At 46.9% G+C, this 23,028-nt stretch carries 20 protein-coding genes; 12 read left to right on the plus strand and 8 right to left on the minus strand.

Annotated features, from left to right (window positions below; all coding sequences use genetic code 11):
• The first annotated feature begins 1 nt into the window (after window position 1).
• From KE626_RS05325 to KE626_RS05335, 3 genes are all read left to right on the plus strand, one after another.
• Window positions 2-1,393, plus strand: coding sequence for a RagB/SusD family nutrient uptake outer membrane protein (locus tag KE626_RS05325; protein ID WP_211971828.1), 1,392 nt, complete (start codon window positions 2-4; stop codon window positions 1,391-1,393).
• A gap of 64 nt (window positions 1,394-1,457) precedes the next feature.
• Window positions 1,458-2,489 (plus strand): cyanophycinase, encoded by a 1,032-nt coding sequence (locus tag KE626_RS05330; RefSeq protein WP_211971829.1) that lies wholly within the window; start codon window positions 1,458-1,460, stop codon window positions 2,487-2,489.
• Window positions 2,490-2,512: 23 nt separating this feature from the next.
• Window positions 2,513-3,547: an isoaspartyl peptidase/L-asparaginase family protein gene (locus KE626_RS05335; protein ID WP_211971830.1), complete on the plus strand. Its 1,035-nt coding sequence runs from the start codon at window positions 2,513-2,515 to the stop codon at window positions 3,545-3,547.
• A gap of 221 nt (window positions 3,548-3,768) precedes the next feature.
• Here KE626_RS05335 and KE626_RS05340 read toward each other — a convergent pair whose 3' ends face one another.
• On the minus strand, window positions 3,769-4,041 hold the full coding sequence (locus KE626_RS05340; RefSeq protein ID WP_211971831.1) for a hypothetical protein: 273 nt from the start codon (window positions 4,039-4,041) through the stop codon (window positions 3,769-3,771).
• Window positions 4,042-4,217: 176 nt separating this feature from the next.
• Between KE626_RS05340 and KE626_RS05345 the strand changes: the two genes are divergently transcribed.
• Window positions 4,218-4,667 (plus strand): hypothetical protein, encoded by a 450-nt coding sequence (locus KE626_RS05345; protein WP_211971832.1) that lies wholly within the window; start codon window positions 4,218-4,220, stop codon window positions 4,665-4,667.
• On the opposite strand, the gene KE626_RS05350 is transcribed toward KE626_RS05345, so the two are convergent.
• Both KE626_RS05350 and KE626_RS05355 read right to left on the minus strand, forming a co-directional pair.
• Window positions 4,668-5,417, minus strand: coding sequence for a LytR/AlgR family response regulator transcription factor (locus KE626_RS05350; protein WP_211971833.1), 750 nt, complete (start codon window positions 5,415-5,417; stop codon window positions 4,668-4,670). It abuts the gene before it with no gap.
• Complete coding sequence (locus KE626_RS05355) at window positions 5,414-8,128, minus strand: sensor histidine kinase (RefSeq protein WP_211971834.1); 2,715 nt, start codon at window positions 8,126-8,128, stop codon at window positions 5,414-5,416. Before KE626_RS05355 ends, KE626_RS05350 begins: the two co-directional genes overlap by 4 nt.
• A gap of 169 nt (window positions 8,129-8,297) precedes the next feature.
• On the opposite strand from KE626_RS05355, the gene KE626_RS05360 reads away from it, so the two are divergent.
• Both KE626_RS05360 and KE626_RS05365 read left to right on the plus strand, forming a co-directional pair.
• Window positions 8,298-8,876 (plus strand): Crp/Fnr family transcriptional regulator, encoded by a 579-nt coding sequence (locus KE626_RS05360; RefSeq protein ID WP_211971835.1) that lies wholly within the window; start codon window positions 8,298-8,300, stop codon window positions 8,874-8,876.
• A gap of 63 nt (window positions 8,877-8,939) precedes the next feature.
• Window positions 8,940-9,353 (plus strand): DUF4267 domain-containing protein, encoded by a 414-nt coding sequence (locus KE626_RS05365; RefSeq protein WP_211971836.1) that lies wholly within the window; start codon window positions 8,940-8,942, stop codon window positions 9,351-9,353.
• A gap of 7 nt (window positions 9,354-9,360) precedes the next feature.
• On the opposite strand, the gene KE626_RS05370 is transcribed toward KE626_RS05365, so the two are convergent.
• Together KE626_RS05370 and KE626_RS05375 are read right to left on the minus strand one after the other, a co-directional pair.
• The gene (locus tag KE626_RS05370; RefSeq protein ID WP_211971837.1) at window positions 9,361-10,344 is read right to left on the minus strand and encodes a hypothetical protein; all 984 of its coding nucleotides are present in this window, start codon (window positions 10,342-10,344) and stop codon (window positions 9,361-9,363) included.
• A gap of 78 nt (window positions 10,345-10,422) precedes the next feature.
• Window positions 10,423-10,989: an RNA polymerase sigma-70 factor gene (locus KE626_RS05375; protein WP_211971838.1), complete on the minus strand. Its 567-nt coding sequence runs from the start codon at window positions 10,987-10,989 to the stop codon at window positions 10,423-10,425.
• A gap of 201 nt (window positions 10,990-11,190) precedes the next feature.
• Here KE626_RS05375 and KE626_RS05380 point away from each other — a divergent pair, with 201 nt between their 5' ends.
• Genes KE626_RS05380 through KE626_RS05395 form a run of 4 tightly spaced genes read left to right on the plus strand, consistent with a single transcriptional unit; the run spans window position 11,191 to window position 18,622 of the window.
• The gene (locus KE626_RS05380) at window positions 11,191-12,168 is read left to right on the plus strand and encodes a FecR family protein (protein WP_211971839.1); all 978 of its coding nucleotides are present in this window, start codon (window positions 11,191-11,193) and stop codon (window positions 12,166-12,168) included.
• 17 nt (window positions 12,169-12,185) lie between these two features.
• Window positions 12,186-15,515, plus strand: a complete 3,330-nt coding sequence (locus KE626_RS05385; protein ID WP_211971840.1) for a SusC/RagA family TonB-linked outer membrane protein — start codon at window positions 12,186-12,188, stop codon at window positions 15,513-15,515.
• An 18-nt stretch (window positions 15,516-15,533) separates the two neighbouring features.
• Window positions 15,534-17,267 (plus strand): RagB/SusD family nutrient uptake outer membrane protein, encoded by a 1,734-nt coding sequence (locus tag KE626_RS05390; RefSeq protein WP_249207278.1) that lies wholly within the window; start codon window positions 15,534-15,536, stop codon window positions 17,265-17,267.
• A gap of 17 nt (window positions 17,268-17,284) precedes the next feature.
• Entirely contained in the window at window positions 17,285-18,622 is a 1,338-nt protein-coding gene (locus tag KE626_RS05395) for an alkaline phosphatase family protein (protein ID WP_211971842.1), read from the plus strand.
• Window positions 18,623-18,677: 55 nt separating this feature from the next.
• Here the strand turns inward: KE626_RS05395 and KE626_RS05400 are convergent, their stop codons facing one another.
• Genes KE626_RS05400 through KE626_RS05410 form a run of 3 tightly spaced genes read right to left on the minus strand, consistent with a single transcriptional unit; the run spans window position 18,678 to window position 20,359 of the window.
• Window positions 18,678-19,424 carry an SOS response-associated peptidase gene (locus KE626_RS05400; RefSeq protein ID WP_211971843.1) on the minus strand — a complete coding sequence of 249 codons (747 nt, stop codon included), beginning with the start codon at window positions 19,422-19,424 and terminating at the stop codon, window positions 18,678-18,680.
• 6 nt (window positions 19,425-19,430) lie between these two features.
• On the minus strand, window positions 19,431-19,925 hold the full coding sequence (locus KE626_RS05405; protein WP_211971844.1) for a hypothetical protein: 495 nt from the start codon (window positions 19,923-19,925) through the stop codon (window positions 19,431-19,433).
• A 14-nt stretch (window positions 19,926-19,939) separates the two neighbouring features.
• Entirely contained in the window at window positions 19,940-20,359 is a 420-nt protein-coding gene (locus KE626_RS05410; protein ID WP_249207280.1) for a LexA family protein, read from the minus strand.
• Window positions 20,360-20,857: 498 nt separating this feature from the next.
• Between KE626_RS05410 and hisG the strand changes: the two genes are divergently transcribed.
• Together hisG and hisD are read left to right on the plus strand one after the other, a co-directional pair.
• Window positions 20,858-21,712, plus strand: a complete 855-nt coding sequence (hisG, locus tag KE626_RS05415; protein WP_211971845.1) for an ATP phosphoribosyltransferase — start codon at window positions 20,858-20,860, stop codon at window positions 21,710-21,712.
• A gap of 15 nt (window positions 21,713-21,727) precedes the next feature.
• The gene (gene hisD, locus KE626_RS05420; RefSeq protein WP_211971846.1) at window positions 21,728-23,020 is read left to right on the plus strand and encodes a histidinol dehydrogenase; all 1,293 of its coding nucleotides are present in this window, start codon (window positions 21,728-21,730) and stop codon (window positions 23,018-23,020) included.
• Window positions 23,021-23,028 lie beyond the last annotated feature (8 nt).

Below are 23,028 nucleotides of genomic sequence, written 5' to 3' on the forward strand. Positions count from 1 at the left end.
CATGATGATCCGTCATATAAAATACCTATTGTTGCTGCTGCCTTTTTGTATTGCTTCCTGCAACAAACAACTGGACCTCCAACCCACCGATACCATCATTGATCCGGAAAGAACTTTTCGTAATGTGGCCGACCTCAACGGAGGACTGCTGGGTGCTTATACACAGTTAACTTACAATACCATTTACAGTGTATCGCTGGTAACAGATGAATGTACCCTGCCCAACGAGAACAATCTGGGCAGGGGCGTAGCTACCTACCGCTGGCAGATAGATCCGGGTAGTACCACTATCACCGGTTCTTTTGGAGAATATTATATCACCATTGACCGGGCTAACCGTGTACTCGGCGCCATTGACCGCGTGCCGGCGAAAGGCGCAGATATTGCTTTGAAAGAAAGATACCGCGGCGAAGCGCTGGCACTGCGCGCCTATTGCCATTTCCAGCTGTTGCAGAGCTATGCGGAAGCATACGAACCAACCGCCATGGGCGTACCCTATATGGATACTTCCATTATCAGTTTCCCTGCGCGTCAGTCTTTCGGTGATGTGATGGCCGCCATAGAAAAGGACCTGGAACGCGCCAGCCACCTCATTCCTGCAGATGCCGACGATAACACCCGGATCACCCTGGCCACGGTAGCAGCTATCCGCGCGCGGGCAGCTTTGTACGCCAAAAAATGGGATGATGCCGTCACTTTTTCCACCACCGCTATTAATGCGCTTCCATTGGCCAGCGCCGCCAATTTCCCGGCTATCTGGAAAGATACCAAGAACGACGAGGTGATCTGGAAACTCAAACAGGTGGCCGGTAGCGACGACCCGATAGGCGCCGTTTATTATGCTGGTGATATTGCTTACTATGCACCTTCTTTTGAACTGATTAACTCATTTGATAAAGACAAAGATGTACGCTACAGTTCCTACATCCTGTTTGATGATACCCGTGGCGACGGCACCTCGCAGTACCTGGTGAATAAGTATGCCGGCCCTTCCGGTAACCCCGGCCTGGCAGATATCAAACTTTTCAGAACAGGCGAAATGTACCTGATCCGTGCGGAAGCACTGGCAGAAAAAAATAAGGTGAACGATGGCGCCAACGATCTGAACACGTTAAGAGCCGCACGTATCAACGGGTATGTTGCCCAGCCCTTTAACAGCAAAGATGCGCTGATCACCGCTATCTACACCGAGCGTTTCAAAGAACTGGCCTTCGAAGGGCATCGTTTATTTGACCTGAGAAGGAGAGATCTGTCAGTGACCAGGGAGCCGGCAGACGCCATTAACGCGCAGGGAGCCATACTCCTGAAACCCGGTCAGAAAGGATATGTATTTCCTATCCCCGACGCAGAAACAAAAGCCAACAAAAACATGAAACAAAACCCCGGGTACTGAATATGTGTCAACACCCCGGCCCTGAAAGGGCCGGGCGTACCTATTCACCGGCAAAAATAACCTGATGAAAAAATTGTTTGTACTAACAGCAACGGCTATATGCTTTATTGCCTGTAATCAAAAAATAGCGCAACTTCCAACCGTACCCGGCCGCCCGGCATCGATCGGCATTATCGGCGATACCGCCGATGTAACCACGCCGGTACAGGGCGGCGTAGCCCTGATTGGCGGCGGAGGTAACGTGGATGGCGCCTTCCGCTGGATGATGGCCCGCAGCGGTGGCGGCGACGTGGTAGTGCTCACCGCTTCCGGCAACGGCGGCTACAACACGGATATCGACTCCCTCGGAAAAGTAAATTCGGTGGAAACGCTCAATATCACCACCCGTGAACTGGCCAACAACGATACGGTAGCCAATATCATCCGCAACGCAGAAATGTTGTTTATTGCAGGAGGTGATCAGTCGCGCTATATGAACCAATGGCGCAATACGAAAGTAAACGCGGCCATCAATTACCTGCTTACCGAAAAGAAAGTACCTGTAGGCGGTACCAGCGCAGGTTGTGCCATTCTGAGCGGACTATACTACAGCGGAGAAGGCGGCAGCGCCGTTTCTGATTCGGTGCTGGCAAACCCCTACGATTCGCTGGTAACATTGTATAACAACGATTTCCTCCATGCTCCCTTCCTGGCATCGGTGATCAGCGATCAGCATTACCTGAAACGCCACCGCGAAGGACGGCATGTTACCTTTATGGGCCGCATTACGAAAGACTGGGGCATTTTCCCCCGCGGCATTGCCCCGGATGAAAAAACGGCCGTTTGTATCGATGAACAGGGAATGGCCAAAGTATTTGGTGTAAGCAAAGCCTGTTTCATTTTAACAGATAGTCTGAAAAAACCTGAACTTTGCGAAAGCCGGCAACGGCTGCAATGGAACCATAACGGGCAGGCACTAAAAGTATATGAAATACCTGCCAGCGCTACAGGTAACGGCAGTTTCTCCGTTCAGGACTTTGATCCGGCTAAAGCCAGCGGTGGCGCCTGGTATTGGTGGTGGGTGGAAAACGGTGAGCTGAAGAAAAAAGCCATTTGATTACTTCTTAATAAACGTTAGATATGAAAGGCAGGTTTTGTTATTTCCTTTTCGCGGTGCTGGGTATGCATCTTTTTTCGCCGGCTATGGCACAGCAAAAATCTTCCTATGTGCTGGTGATCCATGGCGGCGCAGGCACTATTCTTAAAAAGAATATGACACCGGAAAAAGAAGCCGCTTATAAAGCTTCTCTGAAACAGGCGCTGACAACAGGCTACCGGATTTTACAATCAGGTGGCAGCAGCCTGGATGCGGTAGAGGCTACTGTAAAAGTGCTTGAAAATGATTCCCTTTTTAATGCCGGGAAAGGAGCCGTATTTACCCATGAAGGCCGCAACGAGCTCGACGCCGCCATCATGAATGGTAAAACCAGGGCTGCCGGTGCGGTAGCCGGCGTTACTACGGTGAAAAATCCTGTCAGCGCTGCGAGGGCCGTCATGGAAAAATCCGAACACGTAATGATGGTAGGCCCCGGTGCTGAAAAATTCGCAAAAGAAGCCGGACTGGAAATAGTTGACCCTTCTTATTTCAGAACAGAATCGCGGTGGAAGGATTTGCAGAAAGCGCTGCACGAGGACTCTGTTGCCGCGGCTAAATCAAACGCCTATACGAACCCGGGAAAATTCGGGATCAAAAACAAAGACTATAAATTTGGTACAGTAGGCGCCGTGGCGCTGGATCAGCAGGGAAACCTCGCTGCTGCCACTTCTACCGGAGGTATGACAGACAAAAAATATGGCCGCATCGGTGATTCACCTATCATTGGTGCCGGTACTTATGCTAACAATCAAACCGCCGCTATTTCGTGTACGGGTTGGGGTGAGTATTATATCCGCAATGTAGTAGCCTACGATTTGTCGGCCCTGATTGAATATAAAGGACTCAGTGTACAACAGGCAGGCAATGCCGTGATCAAAAAAGTAGGCGACATGGGCGGCGATGGTGGCCTGATTGCACTCGATAAAAAAGGTAATATGACAATGTCGTTTAATACAGAAGGTATGTACCGGGGCGCTATTACAAAAGATGGTAAAATTGAGGTTGAGATTTACAAATAGCGAATTTTGTCTTTACCAGGATTAAACTGATTTTGTTGATTAGAAGATTTTATTTTTTTGATTTAAAAAGATTTGGGAAGGTATAAGTAAAATTGTCTTTTAATTAATCAAAAAAGTCATAATAAAATCCTGTAATCAACAAAATCAGTTTAATCCTGGTAAAGACAAAATTCGCTTCATTTCGCTAAAAGCTAATGCCTAAAAGCTAAAAGCTGCTTCCGCTATCCCTTCATGGGACCACGTTCCGAATCATCTTCCTCCAGGCTATCCTCGTCTATATCCTCCTCTGTAATACCTTCTTCTTCCAGGAGTTCATCTATTTCCAGATCATCCTCTTCTTCATCAAATAATTCATCGGAGCTGTCTTCTCCTTGCCGCGACTGTTCGTCCTGGTTACCTTTTGGGGGTACCGGCTGTTGCCGGCCGCTGATAATATCGTCAGGTAACAGGTCGTCGTCGCGAAGCGGACCGGGGGTGTTACGTTGTTTTGCCATACTGATAAGTTTTTAAATTAAGGACCCCAAACATCACACCATTACAAAATCACTGGTTTTCAACAGTTAAAGAATTGGTGTCTGCGTAAATAAATACACAGTCAGTATCATTAGTATGGAATCCGCAGAAAAATGATATTTTTGGGTGTCAACTATTTAAAAGACCCGCTATTCCGATGAGAAAATTACTATCCCAACTAACCCCTTCGTTGTTGTTGTTTGCTGCCTGTAATGCCCGTCACCAGCCTAAGCCATACGAGGGGCAATGGACCCAGGTTACCCGGATCAATAACGAGTATGTGATTTACATTCCCTGTGCTATGGATCTGCGTAAAATGAAGATAACGGATGCCGCTATTCATGAGGTATTGCCGATGGAGAAAAATGATTGTCGAATCATAAAAACCACGGAGGCGCGTGACCATTCTTATCGTTTGAAAGGAGAAGAGGCTACTTATGACTTTAAATGGCTGGATCAGCAAAAGGGTACGGCAGAATGGACGATACAACATTCGCCTTCTTCCCTGGAAGAAAAATTAGTGTTCGTAAACAGCGAGCATGAAAATGACTTTAAGAAAGTGAAGCAGCCGGAAAGTGAATGTGATACCAGCGGCGACGCGAGATAGCTATTTCATCAGTATTTTCAGCACCTCTTCTTTACGTTGCCTGGAAACAGGGACCTGGCTGCCGTCTTCCATGGAGATGGCCCCACCCTCTGTTTTTATCCACGCCGTAATTTTATGGCTGTTGACCAGGTGCGACTGATGGGTACGTATAAAGTGTTTGTCTGCCAGCAGGTCATTATATTCTTTAAGTGTTTTACAAACAATCAATTTTTTTTGTCCGGAGATGTATACATGTGTGTAGTTACCCGCGGCTTCGAGGCGTATAATATCTTCCGGTAAGGCAAAAATAATTTTATCTGCCAGCGGAAAGGCAATACGGTTCTCTGCCATGGGCTTGCCCATATTGGCTACCAGTTCCTTCAAACGGTTGTTTTCCTGCTGAGGTACAATTTGAGCAATCGCTTTTTCTACGGCGCCGGAGAGTTCCAGTACATCAATGGGCTTCAGCACATAATCAATGGCACAGGCTTTTACCGCTGCAATACCGTAGTGGTCGTAAGCGGTTACAAAGATCACCTCAAAGCGCCTGTTGGCCGGAAGGGATTGTAACAGCTGGAACCCTGATCCGCCGGGCATTTCAATATCGAGAAACAAAAGATCGGGTTCCAGTTGCTTAATGAGCCTTAGCGCTGTAGCTGCGGAATCGGCTTCTCCAACTATCTCCACCCCCGGGCAGTATTCGCCCAGCAATACCCGCAGGTTATCCCGGCTTTTTGTTTCATCGTCTACAAGAATACTTTTTATCTTCATATGCTTTCAATTGGAATAGTGAGTAATGCCGTAGTGCCGTTACCGTTACTAATGTGCAGATGCCCTGTTTGTCCGGCGATACTGAATAGCTGCAACCTTTCCTGTACCAGTTTTAGTCCCATGCTTTTGTGCGAACCGTCACGTGCTTCCGGGTGATAGCCAACGCCATTGTCGTACACGGCAATCTGCAGGGTAGCATCCTGTTTCCCAACAGAAATGCGGAGCAACCCTGTTGCGCCTTTGGAAGAAATACCATGCAGAATGGCATTTTCTACCAGAGGTTGTAAAATCATGCCGGGTATTTCTACCAGGTCAGTAGCCAGTGTTTCCGGTGTATCCATTTCAAAAACGAAATTAAAGCGAAGTTGTTCGAGCTCGCAATACAGGCGTATGGTAGCCAGTTCATCGGCCAGCGTGATCATATTTTTTTCCGCATGATGCAACACATTTCTCAACAACAGCGAAAACTTTACAAGATAGGTATTGGCGGCTTTGTATTGGGTGGTATTGATCAGCGACTGAATAGAGTTGAGCGCATTAAAAATAAAATGCGGGTTCATCTGCGAGCGGATGGCTTTAATTTCCAGTTCCCGGATGGTGGTTTTCATGGCTTCCGCCTGCTTGATACGCCGGATGCGTACGCGGTAAATCCAGATGCCTGCCAGGGCGGTAAAGAGGATGGAGCCAAGGCTCCATCCGATAATGTTCATCACGCCGGCTTTTTGCAGGGCTGAAAAACGAGGCGCTTTTGCTGCGTCGTCGATGGCGGTATTCAGATCATTCCATACATTGTCGTCAGCATAGATATGATCTGCTATGATTTTACCCCATTGGTCCAGTACCACCACATTTTTCTTGCCCATTTCAGAGATACCGTATATCTCATAGTTCTTATCGTCCCGGTTTTTTATTTCGATACTGCTAAAGTTAGATAAGCTGCTGAACGCAGGATCGCGTTGGCGGTTTATACCTTCCTCGCTGATCCATGCGTATACAAAGGACACTTCCGGATGCTGCTTTACTATTTTAACCAGGGCGCTGTCCTGGAAATAGCCGGCATCGTCAAATATCACGCAGGTAGTTTTGCCATGCTGAGTTTTTAAATCATAGGTTTTGCCATTGGCCAGCGACAGAACAGGGAAGGGTAGTGCATTACCCGGCTTCCAGCGTTCCATGAGCTGCCAGTCTCTGATAATGGGTTTGATCATGCTGCTGTCGTCGCAGTTATGAATAAAATCTTCGTAGTAAGGTTTGAGCCGTTCGTTTTTTGTAAAGCTTGATTCTTTCATGCGCTCACTCATGGCTTTCGACAGTTTATAGTACAACGGATAGCCTTTTAACACAGACAGCAATGCAAAGTAATCGCTGTAGAATGAGGACCCTTCTGTGCTGCCGCCGGCAGACAGGCCAATACGCGACTGCTGATAGATCAGGAACCAATCCAGGTACTTTTTATAGAAATAGTCATGATAGGGATTCATTACCACCGGCATGGTATCGATACCTGTGGTGATCATTTCTGGTATGCCCTGGAATGGCCTGTTTTCAGAGGAAATCTTGTAGTTATGCGTATACAGAAAAACTAACCAGTCATTGGCAATACGGTATTGCCAGATGGTTTTAAAATAATCAATACTTAGAGGAGAAGCCTTCCCTTCATAGGCTTGCAGCAATGCCTTGAATTTGGTAGTCGCTTCTTCCTGGGCGGCAAGCACCTCTTGTAATGTTTTGGTTCTATTTGTGATGTTAAGGTCACTATTGTTACCGTAGTAGTTAATATCGTTAAGGTCGTTTGCTAGTATCGAGCTCCATTTGGCGCTGCCAGAGAACGTCCTGGGTTGTCGCCCCCGGGAGGTATCGGCGTCCGCTTTAATGACAAGCGTATCACCTGGGTTTAAGAAAACGTAACCACCGTTATTTTCCATAGCAATGTACCTCAGTTCCGGTTTGGTTAATAGCAGTGAGCAGTAAAATTCTCCCCGGTTGTTAATGGGAAAGGTAAACGTGCTGTCTCCCAGTTCAATCTCCACTTGCTTTTCACGTGTATTTGCCAGTGTACCTTTTATCACGGTGTTGCCTGCAATCGGAAACGAAGCGCCGGTAAGCAGCTGGGCATATTCATAGACGGTTCGGGCAGGAATAGCACCGGGTATACAATTGTTACTACTGCGTAATTTCAGCATTGCCTGTATTGCAGGGCGCAGCTCCACCGACTGCAGCGGCGAAGAGGTTGACCTGATCGATACGCCCACCTGCTTTTGAGGACTATAACTCGCCAGCATCACTTTCTGGGGCGGTTGATCTTTATCGGTGGTCAGCGACACGATCTCCCCATTGGTCGTGATTTCTAACCGGAACATCCCTTTTGGCGGCTTTTTGTCTAACCCCTGTTTATAGGAAGGATAATAGCTGTCGTACGCCAGCCAGCCAAATTCCCGGCTATGTGGAGTATACAGCACCGACCTTTCCAGGGTAATACTATACTGCTGGTTACCATTGGGCAGCTGCTGTTGCAACCGGTAACGCAACACATACCGGCGCTGGAATTGCAATAACGGCTCCATTACCGGGTAGTAGTCATTATCCTTGTGTTTTGTGATCTGCATATCAAACCAGTCGCCCGGTTTCAGGGCGAAGTAGCCGGGCTTGCCCTGTGCCGGCAGCAGGTAAGGCAGGCAGAGCAACCACCATAGATAAACTGTTCTTTTCATGATACAATAATTTTATTGTACCAAAGCTATCTGTATCAGATGCCCGGGTTTACATCCACTTAGCAAACGGTAAAGCTGACTGAATATCCGGTGAATATATGACCGGAATGGGTATTCTTTACTACGCTTTTTAAAGCAGTGGGTCCCGTAAATTATATATTTTAGGGGTATGAGCCAGCAATTAATCGATTCCATCAAATACCTCATCCGGCTGTCGGCAGAAGAAGAACAGCTGTTGCCGGATCTTTTCAGCCGGGTAACACTGAAAAAAAACGACTACTTCCTGCAGGAAGGCAAAGTATCCACACAGGTAGCCTTTATTGAAAAAGGACTGGTGAGGTATGTAATGAATCATCAGGGGGAAGATATCAGCGCTTATTTTTCAGGCGAAAATGAGTGGGTGGGTAATCTTGAAAGCTTTCTTTCCCGGCAACCGTCCACCAGGAGTATTATTGCGATGGAACCCACGGTGTTGTGGGCAGCTTCCCGCGATAACCTGCAAAAAATATATGATACCGTGAAAGAAGGCGATCGCATGGGCCGCCTCATTATCGAAGATGTTTTTGTGAAGTCATCGAAGCAGGTCACTTCGTTGTACACCGGCACACCGGAAGAGCGCTATTATGAGTTCTTCGAACTGTTTGATAAAATACAACACCGCATTCCACAGTATATGATCGCTTCTTTTATCGGTGTAAAACCACAATCCCTCAGCCGGATCAGGAGCCGGTTATCCCGGAAGCATTAATTAACCCAGGTGAACGAAATTTAAACGTCTGGAACGGAAATTTGTGTCATAAAATCATTGCATATGACACGTTTAAATTTCTTTAAGTACCTGACTATTGTTTCCGGTTTAACACTGGTGTTTATTGGCTGCCGTTTCCTGTTGCAGCCGGAAGCTGCAGAAGCAGGATTTGGATTACATTTCCAGGAAAACGGGGATTATTCCTTTCACTATATCAAAGGTATCCGCGACCTGGGTTATGGTATGATTGTCACCCTGCTGGCAGCTATGAACCAGCGGAAAGCATTAATGGTGGTATTGCTCTCCAGCATTTTTGTCCCGGTAGTGGATATGACATTGGTGTTGCAGGCAACCCACGGGAACGTGATGACGGCCATGCCGCATATCATTGCTATTGTGCTCATCGTCATCGCTGCCGCAGGCTTCCATTTTTCCGCCCATCCGCTCACCCGGAAACAGCTGTCCATGCCTGTATAGCCGGGCGTTATTCGTTGACCAGCCGGCTTTTGCGGAAAATGTCGCCCCAGGTTTTTGTATACGCCGCGGGCAACGTTTTTTCTTTCTTCGCTATAAATACGGCATGAAAAGACCCGGGCCCCTGTATAACATAGTAGAGTTGTGATTCAGGCAATGTGTCGCCGGGCGCTGCGGGGGCCTCTACTTTAAACAGTGCCCAGCGCCGGCCCGGCAGATTTTCTTTACCCAGTATCGTCACCCTGGCATCCGCCGATTTCCGGATTGCTGCATCCGTGAAGCTTTTAATGGCCTGCCCAATATCCGGCACCTTTACATTTTCCATGGTCATTACATACAGCATCTGGGTCCACTTTTCAGGCGTTTCGTTGTTGGTAATATACTGACGCGTGGCAAAATTGTCGATGTCGGTATCGGTGATCAGCTTCCATTTGGTATTGACAGGAAAAGTGATTTTAAGCCGTTCTTTCCGCGCCGGTTTGCCCGCCCTGAATGTACCGCCGATCTGGTGAAACAAAGGGCCATAAATGCCGGAAGAAGCCCATAGCGTGGTAGCGGTTAACAGGTACGCCTTATTGTCGGTATAAGTAACAAATATGCTGGCAAAAAAAGTATCGGGATAGTTGGCTTCCGTGTGCATTTCATCCAGCCACAGCATCCGTTTGCCGTTGTTCATCATACTCCCGGAATCTATTAACCTGAAATAAGGGTTGTGGCTGGTATAATTTAACAGCTTCTTTACCACTTTATCCACATTGGATCCGGGCTCCTCCATGATGCTGATATTGAAGTTTTCCGGCGCTTGCCGGCTGCTGTCGCTTAAAAGCCGTTGTGCTACAAATTTCAGCGTAGCCACTTTATTGTTTTTCCATACCCGCCAGCCCTGGGGTACGCCTACGGAAAAGTGATGAAGGGTATCCTTATAATCAGATAATTCCTGCGCACTGGCAAAAAATGGAAACAGTATCAAACAACAAATCAGTAAATGTTTCATCCCGGGTCATTTAACCCACAAAGAAACATTTTTTTTCAGAGAGAAGTCTTGTTGATAATTTTCCGGGTAGGGAAGAAATTATATACCCATGTAAACAGACATGCCGATTAACAGCATACCGAGATGATGTTCTGCTTTCAGTTCCCTGCGTAATACCTGTAAAGCCTTACTCATGTGCTTTTCTACTGTTTTTACAGAGATGCCCATTTCCTGTGCAATCGCTTTGTAGCCCATATTACCATAGTAGCTAAGCATAAAAACTTCTCTGCATTTGAGTGGGAGGGTATTAATACTGCGGGCAATCTGGTTTTTCAGTTCATGCTGTTCGAGCTGCACAGGTTGTACCACCTCCTGTTGCCAGGCTTGCCTGATCAGCACCTGGTGGTGGTTTTCCTTTAGCAGCTTATTGCGTAATAAATTAGATACTTTGTATTTTACGGCATTGTTCAGATAACCGTTGATATTTACATCTGCTGCTATTTCTTCTCTCCTCAGGTATAAACTGATAAACACATCCTGTATAATATCCTTTACCTGCTCACGGTCTTTCAGAATACGGAAAGCCTGGTTGCTCAGCGCTGTTACCGAATATGCGTACAGCTGCTCAAACGCTTTTGTATCGCCTTTCCTGGCCTGCTGCCACAAACTATTGCCCGTATGTTCGCTGCTGGAGTAGATAAGAATCCGGTTTTGCCAGCAAAGATATTTACAGAAACAAGCTTTGTATGTTAAGTTATGGTAAACAAGTTTTCCAATGTTAACTAAATATGAATTCCCGCTTTTTCGGAAAAATGAGATGGGGGTAAATGATCGCTGAGGTGATAAGTATAGCAAACATGCATACTAATGACGCCATCGCGCCTGCAATATTTACTCGAAAAATACCTGGAAGGAACCGCTACCAACGCAGAGCTGGCAGAATATGATCAATGGTATGAACAACAGCAGCAGGACGGTGACACACCGGCGTTTACTGCTGCTGAAACAAAAGAAATGTACACGGTGATCGCCGACCGTATCAACAACCGCCGCAGAATAATATACCTGCGTTGGGCAGCAGCAGCGGCTGTTATACTGCTTGTTGCCTGCAGCCTATGGATGTTCAGAACTACGCCGTCGCCTGCACGGCAAATGGCAACGGCGGTGGCAGTAACAAAAACAGATACTACCGTCATCGAAAATAAAACGGGGCAGCAAAAGTCCGTTCAACTGCCGGATGGTTCGCAGGTGGTGCTGTATCAACAATCAGCCATAAGTTTCGCCGCGCCGTTCGGGCAGAAAGACAGGATCATTCAGCTCCGTGGAAAAGGTTTTTTTAACGTGGCTAAAAGTGCGCCACTGCCCTTTACTGTACTCAGTGAAGGAGTTAGCACCACCGCACTGGGCACCTCTTTTACCATTGCCACTATCCGCAACGAAGTAAAGGTATTACTGCACACGGGTAAGGTAATGGTGAAATCAAAGGAACAAATACGCTACCTGTTGCCGGGGCAACAAATGGTTTGTAACACACTTACCGGCGTCAGTCATTTACAAACGGCGGAAAATAATAAAGTAATAGCGCCACCGGCCATTGCGTTTGGATCACTGCGGGGCTTTACAGCCAGCTTCGACCAGGTGCCTTTGTCCGGCGTATTAGATACTATTGCCAGGGGCTACCACGTAAGCATCAGCAAAAACGCGGCAGCTTTTGATGATATCGCTTTTTCAGGGATGATCAGGGGCACCGATTCACTTGCACAGGTACTGCATCGCATGGCCATGTTGCACGACTTAAAAATAATACCAACACGTACCGGTTACCGTATAGAAAAAAATCATTAACTAAATATTTGCGCATTATGACACATCGCTACCTGCTAGCGAAGGGCGGAGCTTTGCCCCTTCACAACCGGCAGTCAGGTTCCAGGTATGGCCTTAAATTTTTTGGCCTGCTGTTACTGATGGCTTTTATCAACCTGTTGCCCGCACAGGCACAAAAGAAAACATGGATCAAAGGCTTAATTGAAGATGAAAAGGGACAACCGGTGCCAGGTGCTTCTGTTCAACTGAAGAGCGGAACAGACAGCATTAAGAGCTTTGCGGTAACCAATGAAAAAGGTGTTTTTGTTTTTGATAATTCACATCAGCAGGGCCCCTTTATTTTTACTATCGCTTATGTGGGATATGTAACCCAAACGATTACTAAAAACAGCCTGGATCCGCAAAAGGAACAATCTATTTATGTGGTGCTAAAGGAATCTTCCGCAGCACTCAGCGAAATAGTAGTAGTGGGCTACGGTACCCAAAAGAAATTAAACCTTACCGGCGCCGTTGACCAGGTAGGAAAAGAAGTATTTGAAAACAGGCCTATGACCAGCGCCACCCGTGGCCTGCAGGGCGTGCTGCCAAACCTGAACATACGTATGACCGATGGAAAACCTATCCGTGGCGCCACTTACAACGTAAGAGGTACCACCTCTATCGGCGCCGGCGGCAGCGCACTGGTACTGATAGATGGCGTACCGGGAGATCCTAACCTGTTAAATCCGAATGATATTGAAAGCGTATCAGTATTGAAAGATGCTGCCTCTGCCGCCATCTACGGCGCCAGGGGAAGCTTTGGCGTAGTACTTATCACTACCAAAGCCCCTGCAAAAAATAATACGCAGCTCACTTATTCCAGCAACTACTCCCTGAACGACCGCACCATCAAACCGCAGTTTATAACAAACGGGTACGAATGGGCGAAGAATTTTGATGAAGCATATTACGCGTGGAACGACTATAAATCACACCCGGCAAAGGCTAACAGCGTATTTCCGTTTTCACTGGATTATCTCGACGAACTGAAACGCCGTAACGATGACCCGTCGCTGCCAAAAACAGATATAGACCCGGCTACCGGCAATTATGTTTATTATGGTAATACCGATTGGTTTAAAGAATTGTATGCAGATAAAAATCCTGCTACCGAACAAACCCTGTCGGCCTCCGGTGGTAACGCCAAATCAGAATATTATCTCTCCGGCAGATATATGTCGCAGAATGGTATTTTCCGTTATAACCCCGATAAATTCAAAATGTATAACATCCGGGCAAAAGGTGCAGTAAGACCATTTGACTGGTTAAAACTTGAAAACAATTTTGACTTTTCGCAGCGTACCTATTTCTTCCCGATACTGAACCATCCCAGCAATACGCCGGTGTGGAGAAGAATTTCCGACGAGGCTTTCCCGGTTGCCATGCTCAAAAATCCGGATGGCTCCCTTACAGAAAATGCGGCCATCGTATTCGGCAGCTTCATCAGCGGGGGGAACTATTCTGATCAAACACAGTTACTGCTGAGGAATACTTCGCGTTTTACCACCTCCTTCCTGCATGACAAGCTTCATGTAAATGGCGACTTCACCTATGCGTATACTTCCAGCGTGGAAACGCGTTTATACACGCCGGTGCCTTACAGCCGGAAGCCCGGTGAAACCCTGGTACGCGGTGAAAGCAAGATGAATGAGGAAAACGACCGCACCACTTATACGGGTATGAACTTCTATGCCGACTACGAGCAACGTGTGGCAAAAAATACTTTCAAAATACTGGTAGGATATAATTACGAAAATACCCTGTTCAAATCCCGTTACTATCAGCACGATGGCATGATCAATGCCAGTCTGCCTGATTTTTCCCTGATGAACGGACTGAACTATATCCTTACCGGTGGCGGTTATGAATGGCGTACTATGGGCGGCTTCTTTCGCCTCAACTACAATTACGACGACCGCTACCTGCTGGAAATAAACGGACGTTATGATGGCTCTTCCAAGTTCCCGGAATCCCAGCAGTTTGGCTTCTTCCCATCTGCTTCTGCCGGATGGAGAGTATCCAAAGAAAAGTTCTGGCAGGTGTCGCCCAAAGCCATCAGCGATTTAAAATTACGGGCTTCCTATGGCGCGCTCGGAAATGGAAACGTGAATCCTTACCAGTTCCTGCAAACCATGTCGGTGAGTAAATTGCCTATGTCTGTTAACGGTATTTTACCGGACTATACACAGCAACCCAATGTAATTCCGAACGGCCTTACCTGGGAGAAGTCCACTACGCTGAATGGCGGTATCGATGTGGCTTTCCTGCAAAGCCGGCTGAAGGTTTCGTTTGATAAATATACCCGCAATACCACTAATATGTTTACCGTTGGATTGCCGGTTCCCGCAGTATTTGGTACCAGCGTACCCAAGGGGAATTATGCTGATCTGCAAACAAAAGGCTGGGAATTATCAGTGAACTGGAGCGATCAGTTTAAGGCAGGCAATCAACCTTTTGCCTATTCATTTGGCGTGGTGCTGTCCGATTACCAGTCATATATTACCCGCTTCAATAATCCTAAAAAACTGATCAACACCTATTACGAGGGAATGAAGGTGGGAGATATGTGGGGCTTCGTAAATGATGGCTATTTCCAGAGCCAGGATGAAATCAATAAGTATGATATTGACCAGTCATTCATCCGCGTATCTAATGCCAATGTGCTTATGCCGGGGGATATCCGTTTTAAAAACCTCGACGGTGATAAGAAAATTACGCAGGGTAAAGGTACGGTAGATGATCCGGGCGATCAGCGCATCATCGGTAATACAGAACCGCGTTATGCATTTGGGATCACCGGCAGCGCCAACTGGAATAATTTCTTCCTGAGCTTCTTCTTCCAGGGTATTGGCAAACGCGACTGGTGGCCAGGTACGGACGCTTCGCTTTTCTGGGGACAATACAACCGCCCCTATAGCTGGATGCCGGAAGAAATTATGGATAACCGCTGGTCGGAAACCAACCGCGATGCTTACTTCCCGCGTTTCAGGGGATACACCGCGCTTAACTCCAATGCGGAGCTTACCGTACAGCAATCGAAATATGTACAGAATGCTGCCTACATCCGTTTGAAAAATCTGACAATAGGCTATAACCTGCCGGCAGCATTGATTTCAAAGATAAAGATGAAGAACGCACGCCTGTATTTTACTGGTCAGAACCTGTGGACCTGGTCGCCGATGTATAAGATCATGAAAACTTTTGACCCTGAAGTTATTGAAGGTTCCGATCCGGAGCTGAATAACAACGCAGCTGGTATTGGCGCCGGTAACGGTATGGCGTATCCCATGCTGAAAACATATACCGTTGGATTGAGTGTAACTTTTTAATGATTAATGCTTATTAAGATGAAAAATAGTGTTTACTTGTTATTGATCCTGGCAATGGTGTCCTGTAAAAAGGACCTAAACCTGAAACCGTTTGATAAACTAAGTCCTGATAACGCGTTTAATACAGAGGCCGATCTGCAGCTGTATGCCAACTCTTTCTATAAAATATTGCCGGATGGCAGCAGCATTATCCGCGGAGATGTGATGAGCGATTATATGGGAGGGAAAGATGTGAACAATTATATCATTCCAGGCGCTTATACGGCTACGCAATCCACTGGATGGAGCTGGGGGGATCTGCGTAATGTTAACTATTTCCTGGAGCATTACGGGCAGGCAAAAATTCCTGACGAAGCAAAGAATCACTATGCAGGAATGGCGCGCTTTTTCCGGGCTATGTTCTATTTCGAAAAAGTGAAACGTTTTGGTGATGTACCCTGGTATAGCAAAACGATGACCATTAACGACCAGGATCTGTACAAGGGCCGCGACCCGCGCACCATGGTGATGGACAGCGTGCTGGCCGACCTGGATTTTGCCTGCGCCAATATCCGTTCCAAAAAAGATAATACCTGTTCGCAGATCACTAAATGGGTGGCGCTGGCCTTTAAATCAAGGGTATGTTTGTTTGAAGGAACTTTCCGGAAATATCACCCGGAAATGAGTTTGCCGGATAACGCAAAATGGTTGCAGGCAGCAGCAGATGCGGCAGATGAAGTGATAAAAAGTGCGCAGTATTCGCTGAACACTGCCGGCGATCAAACCATGACTTACCGCAATCTCTTCATCAATGAAACGCCGAATGCCAGCGAAGTAATACTGGCTTATGTATGTAATAAAAGTTTACGTGTATTCAACGATGCCAACTGGTATTTTACCAGCGCCACCTATGGTAACAGGATCAGCCTGATAAAAACATTTATGGATACCTACCTCAATATCGATGGCAGCCGTTTTACCGATACGCCGGGATTTGATACCCTGCACTTTGAACAGGAAGTAAAGAACCGCGACCTGCGTTTACAGCAAACCATCCGTATGGGGAATTACAAACGCGACGGACAAATAGCCCCGCCTGATTTTACATATACCTATACAGGTTACCAGCCGCTGAAGTTCACCATGGATTCAAAAGCAACCGACGGCGTGGCGGAGAATAACAACTCAATTCCGATCATCCGCTATGCGGAGGTGCTGTTAAACAAGGCGGAAGCTAAAGCAGAGCTGAATGGCTTTACGACGGAAGACTGGAACAGCACTATTCGCCCGTTAAGACAACGTGCCGGCTTAAAAAATACAGATATGCCGCAGCTTATTGATCCGTACCTGGCAGCTAAATATTACCCGGGTGTGAAAAGTGTGGCGCTGATGGAAATCCGTCGTGAACGTGGTATTGAACTGATCCTGGAAGGGTTCCGTTTTTACGACCTGATGCGCTGGGGCCTGGGCTCTTTGCTCACTAATCCGTATGTGGGTTTATATGTACCTGCTATGGATGTGTTAATGGATTTAAATGAAGATGGTAAACCGGATGTTTCATTCGTCAAAAAAATTCCGGCAACAAAGGTTCCCGGCGTATATTATTTCCTCATTGATGGCGACCAGACAAAATTATCTGCCGGTAACAGTGGTAATCTGATCTGGCTGGGTAATATCAACAGGAAATGGGAAGATTATAAATACGTATATCCGATCCCGTATAACGACCTGGTGCTGAACCCTGCATTGTTACAAAACCGTTTGTGGGAATAATATTAAAATATACAGGCATGAAAAAAGTAACCCTTATAACGCTGTTGCTGCTGGCTGGACTTATGTCTTTTTCGCAGAAAGCAAATCATGTGGTACTGATTACCATTGATGGCTTCCGGCCGGATTTTTATACCGATCCTTCCTGGGGAATGGTGAACCTGCGCATGATGAAAGAGAAAGGCGTGTATGCAGATGGTGTAAACAGCGTGTTTCCAACCGTTACCTATCCCAATCACACGTCATTGATTACGGGTGTAACGCCGGCCAAACACGGGATTTACTACAATACGCCGTTTGAGCCAAAGGGAAGCACCGGTACCTGGTATTTTTACTACGACAGTATCAAGTCGCCCACCCTGTTCGATGCGGTGCATAAAGCCGGGAAAACTTCTGCTAACGTTATCTGGCCGGTAACAGTAGGGGCGCCGATTGATTATAACATCCCGGATGTATGGCCTATCGGTAAAAAAGACCGCAGGGAAATCATGGCGCAATTGAGTACGCCGGTTTCTCTCTGGAAAGAGGTACAGGACAACGCCACTGGTAAACTGGGACTAAAGGATTTTACCATGGAAGATGAAGAAATGATCCTGGATGAAAATGTGGCCCGCATGGCGGCTTACCTGATCGCTACCTATAAACCGGCGTTTACCACGCTGCACCTGGCCTGTACTGATCATTATGAGCATGAGCAGGGCCGCGACGGATTTTTGGTAAGAAAAGCCGTAGCCGGGGCCGACCGTGCACTGGGCACTATTATAGAGGCGCTCAAACGTGCAGGCATATACGATAGCACCGCCATTATCATTACCGGGGATCACGGATTTGTGGATATCAGCAAAACATTTTCTCCCAATGTGTTGCTGGCGAAAAACGGGTTGTTGAATAATGTGATTGCGGGCGACTGGAAAGCCCAGTTCCATAGTTCCGGTGGGGCTGCCTTTCTGCATCTGAAAGATGAAAAGGATATAGCCACCCGTAACAAGGTATTAAGTCTGCTGCAATCGCTACCTGCTGACCAACAGCAGCTATATAAAATTATAGATCATAAAAAGCTGGAGGAAGCGGGTGCTGATCCGCATGCGGCTTTTGCGCTGGCAGCATCGCCTGGTGTGACCATTGGTGGCGCCGTTACCGGGGAACTGGTAAAAGGTGCAAAGGGAGGAACCCATGGTTATTTTCCGGATTTTAAGGAGATACAAACAGGCTTTGTAGCCTTTGGCGCCGGGATCGCCGCCGGTGGCCATGTAAAGGAAATGAATGTTACAGATGTGGCGCCCGTGGCAGCACAGCTGCTGGGGTTGTCGCTGGGAAAAACAGATGGTAAAATACCGGTGGGCGTATTGGCGAAATAATATATTGCATTAATGATAAAAAGTGGTTGATCATTTTTTAATGGTCAGCCATTTTTTATACTACTAAGTCTGGCAAGCCTTCATATGTTACCGGTGCAATGACTGCGGCGTCATCCGGCTTTACTTTGCGGACTGAGTTTACGGGCCAGTAATCCAGTTGTGCCGGTGATAATTCGTATTGGAGTATTTCACGTATATCCGTATCTGTTAGTTCCGGCTGTAACCAGCGTTGTGCCAGCTCATTAGTAAGCATCATCGGCATTCGGCCGGCATTGTCGCCGCCATTATGGATTTGCGTCATCACCTGGTTGGCGTTGCGGGTAAGCAGTGTGAACGTGGGGATGCGCGTTGGTTTATCCACATCCCAGGAGTTAGAGAAGGCCCATAATCCTGCAATAAAAAAGATATCCTGTTCTTTTGATTTTATATAGTAGGCTACCTTATTTTTCCACCCGGGGATTTGCCGGTATTCAAAGAACCCGGTAGCGGGTACCAGGCAACGCTGATGCCGGATGGCATTCCACATGGTACCGTTTTCCAATACTTTTTCGCTCCGTGCATTCAGGAAAAGCTGTCGTTGTCTTTTTACTTTTTCGAGGGTATCCAGCATTTTAGGAACAGGGCCCCAGGTAAATTTCTGCAGCTTCAGTCCATCATTGTTGGTGATCACCGGCCATTGCGGATACGACATACCGATCTTATGCCATGTGGGATCAAAATCAATATCCAGGTTGGCCTGCAGTTGCGGGAGGTACTTAAATATGCTCTCAATGTTGGTGGTAAAGGCGATATCGTAACACATAATTTTTTAGTCGTAATCTATATCGGATAAAGGTACTTTTATTTCCTCATCTCTATACTTCAGTGAAAAATACAATTCACCATAATGCAGAAATAGTTCAGCGTTTACTTCTTCTGATTTTTCCGGCCGCCATTTTGTTTTGAGCGAAATATATTTTCTTACGGCGGGATCCATATACAATGGTGGATCCCATACCTGCTGCTGTAACAGGGACGCATATACTTTGTATCCGGGTGGCTGTGCGGCTGCCTTATACAGTTTTACTATTTCTTCCCGGTGATGTGCCTGGTAAATATATTTCCGTTGGTCGAAACGAATATGTTGAAAGTGTTGATTGGCTTCCCCGATATCTTTATATGGCGTAATCAGGAATACTTCTTTGATATGGACGTCGGTATCCGCCCGTCCCGCCGGGAATCCCTGGCGAACAAATAGCGTAAAGCCGTTTTCAAGCAGCGCTTTTACCAGCGCAGGAGATAATAATGCGAGAGGATTATGCATAACTGCCGTTTTCACTATTTACGCATATCTACAATCACGGCAGTTACTACACCCCATACCTGGAAGTCTGCATCTTCTGTTATAATGATGGGTTTATAAAAAGCATTTTCGGGATGTAATACCCAGCTGCGGCCGGCTTTTACCAGTCGCTTTACGGTGTACTCCCCATTGAGTGCCGCTACAATAATATCGCCGGTGCCGGGGCGTATGGAACGGTCTACCACGGCCATACAGCCATCGGGGATACTGGCGTCGGTCATGCTGTCGCCTTTGACCCTGATAATGAAAGTGGTGGCGGGGTTAGGTTGCAGGATCCGGGAAAGATCAATTTCTTCTTCCTGGTAATCCAGTGCGGGGGTAGGAAACCCTGCAGGGATGCTGGTATTAAAGAAGGGCAGGGTTATATTCAACTCGCTCATTTTCAATGCTTCCATATAACTATCATTTATATAATTACTAATATTATTAGCAAAATAAAGCTAAAATAATTAGTTTAAAAAATCAATTAACAGATCGTTTGCAAACGCCGGAAATGTGCATGGGGCTTAAGTTGTAGTGGATCAGCGAGATGCGTGGAGTGGTTGGTAAAACAGGCGCAGTGAGAATTTTTTATGTGAGCTTTTTTAATAAAAGCTACGCGCTGCCTAAGCAATCCGGGACGCAGTTTGTCTCTTCGCCCTTTCCCATCCCCATTTTACCAAATAATAGATAAGCGCTAATATTTAATTAATATCAAATTTCCAAAAAAAGTGTTTGATTTTTAATTTTACTTGCTATTTTTGCACTCGAAATTATGAAGACAAACATACATATCCATCATCACCATCATTTCTTACCACAACGGTAGGCTGGGATGATAATGTGTATATCACTATATTAAATCATCAACAGGGGCTTACCGGAGAGGTAAGCCCCTTTTTATTTTATCCGGGATGAAATTGAAAATTGCAATCCAGAAATCAGGCCGCCTGCACGATGATTCCATCAAATTACTGAAGGAATGCGGCATCGACATCAACAATGGTGTTAATAAGCTGAAAACAGAAGCGACTAACTTCCCGCTGGAAGTATTCTTCCTGCGCGATGATGATATTCCGCAATACATTGAAGACGGTGTGGCAGATATAGGAATTGTAGGTGAAAATGTAGTGCTGGAAAAACAAAAGCAGGTGAATATTGTGCAGAAGCTCGGCTTTGGCAAATGCCGCCTGTCGATGGCAGTGGAAAAATCGGTGGACTATACCTCCGTGAAAGATCTGCACAACAAAAGAATTGCTACCAGCTATCCGGTGATCGTGGAAGAATTCCTGCAACGCAACGGTATTTCGGCAGAAATTCATGAAATCAGCGGTTCGGTGGAAATTGCGCCTGGTATTGGCTTGGCGGATGCTATCTGCGACCTCGTCAGCAGCGGTTCCACACTGTTTATGAACGGCCTCAAGGAAGTGGAAACAGTATTGAAATCAGAAGCCGTGCTGGCCGCCTGTCACAACCTGAAACCGGAACAACAGCTGTTGCTGGATAAATTATTATTCCGCATACAGGCCGTGAAAAAAGCGAAGAACAATAAATATATTTTGCTCAACGCACCTAATGATAAACTGAATGAAATCATCGGACTGCTGCCAGGTATGAAAAGTCCTACCGTACTGCCTTTGGCAGAAGCCGGCTGGAGTTCTGTTCATTCCGTGCTGAATGAAAATGATTTCTGGGATATTATCGAAAGCCTCAAAGAGGCTGGTGCACAGGGTATCCTGGTAGTGCCCATCGAAAAAATGGTGATTTAATAAAAGAGGTAAACGATGCAAACAACCAGATTTCCTGATAAAAGTACCTGGGCTACATTGCTGCAACGCCCTGTGATGGATACGTCGGCGCTTGAAAAGAAAGTAAACGATATCCTGCAGGAAGTACGTACCGGCGGCGACCAGGCCATTAGAAAATTTGCAGCTGAATTTGATAAGGTAACGCTGAATGAATTACAGGTAGCGCCTGCCGCTTTCGCAGCGGCGGAAGCTACGCTGGATCCGGCACTGAAAGCAGCGATACAGCAAGCCGCAAAAAATATTACCACCTTTCACCGCGCACAGCAGGAAAAGGTACAGGTGATAGAAACCATGCCCGGCGTGCAATGCTGGCGCAAGCCGGTGGCTATTCAAAAGGTTGGTTTATATATTCCCGGTGGTTCCGCACCGCTGTTCTCTACCATCCTGATGCTGGGTATACCAGCTATGATAGCGGGTTGTAAGGAAATAGTACTGTGCACACCTTCACTGCATCCCGCCATTTTATATACGGCACAGCTGATCGGGATCGACAAAGTATTTACTATTGGCGGTGTGCAAGCCATTGGCGCCATGGCCTATGGTACGGAAACGGTGCCGCAGGTATATAAGATCTTTGGCCCCGGAAACCAGTATGTTACCTGTGCAAAGCAACTGGTCAATAAAAGCGGCGTGGCCATCGACATGCCGGCTGGCCCTTCTGAGGTAGCAGTGCTGGCTGATGACAGCTGTAAGCCGGCCTTTGTGGCCGCCGATCTCCTGTCGCAGGCCGAACATGGCCCCGATAGCCAGGTGGTGTTGGTAACTACCAGCGAAACAGTGCTCACCAATGTAACCAACGCGTTAAGTAAACAGTTGAACGACCTGCCCCGCAAAGGCATCGCCACCGCTGCGCTGGAAAACAGTAAGATGATCCTGGTAGCAGATATGGATACAGCTATTGATATGCTGAACGCTTATGCACCGGAGCACCTTATTTTAGCCTGTGAAGGAGCCGAAAATATAGCAGACAAGGTGACGGACGCCGGCTCTGTTTTTATGGGGAATTATACCCCTGAAAGTGCGGGCGATTATGCCTCCGGTACCAATCACACCCTGCCTACCAATGGTTATGCCAGGGCTTACAGTGGCGTTTCGCTGGACAGCTTCGTGAAAAAGATTACTTTTCAGCAGATATCCCCCGAAGGACTGCGGAACATCGGTGCCACCATAGAAGCCATGGCCGCCGCCGAAGGACTCGAGGCACATAAGAACGCCGTTACCGTCAGATTGAAAGTGCTGGAATATACCGGCTCAGTTATAACAGAATAATCAACGTA

Source organism: Chitinophaga hostae, from assembly GCF_018224885.1.
GTDB lineage: Bacteria > Bacteroidota > Bacteroidia > Chitinophagales > Chitinophagaceae > Chitinophaga > Chitinophaga hostae.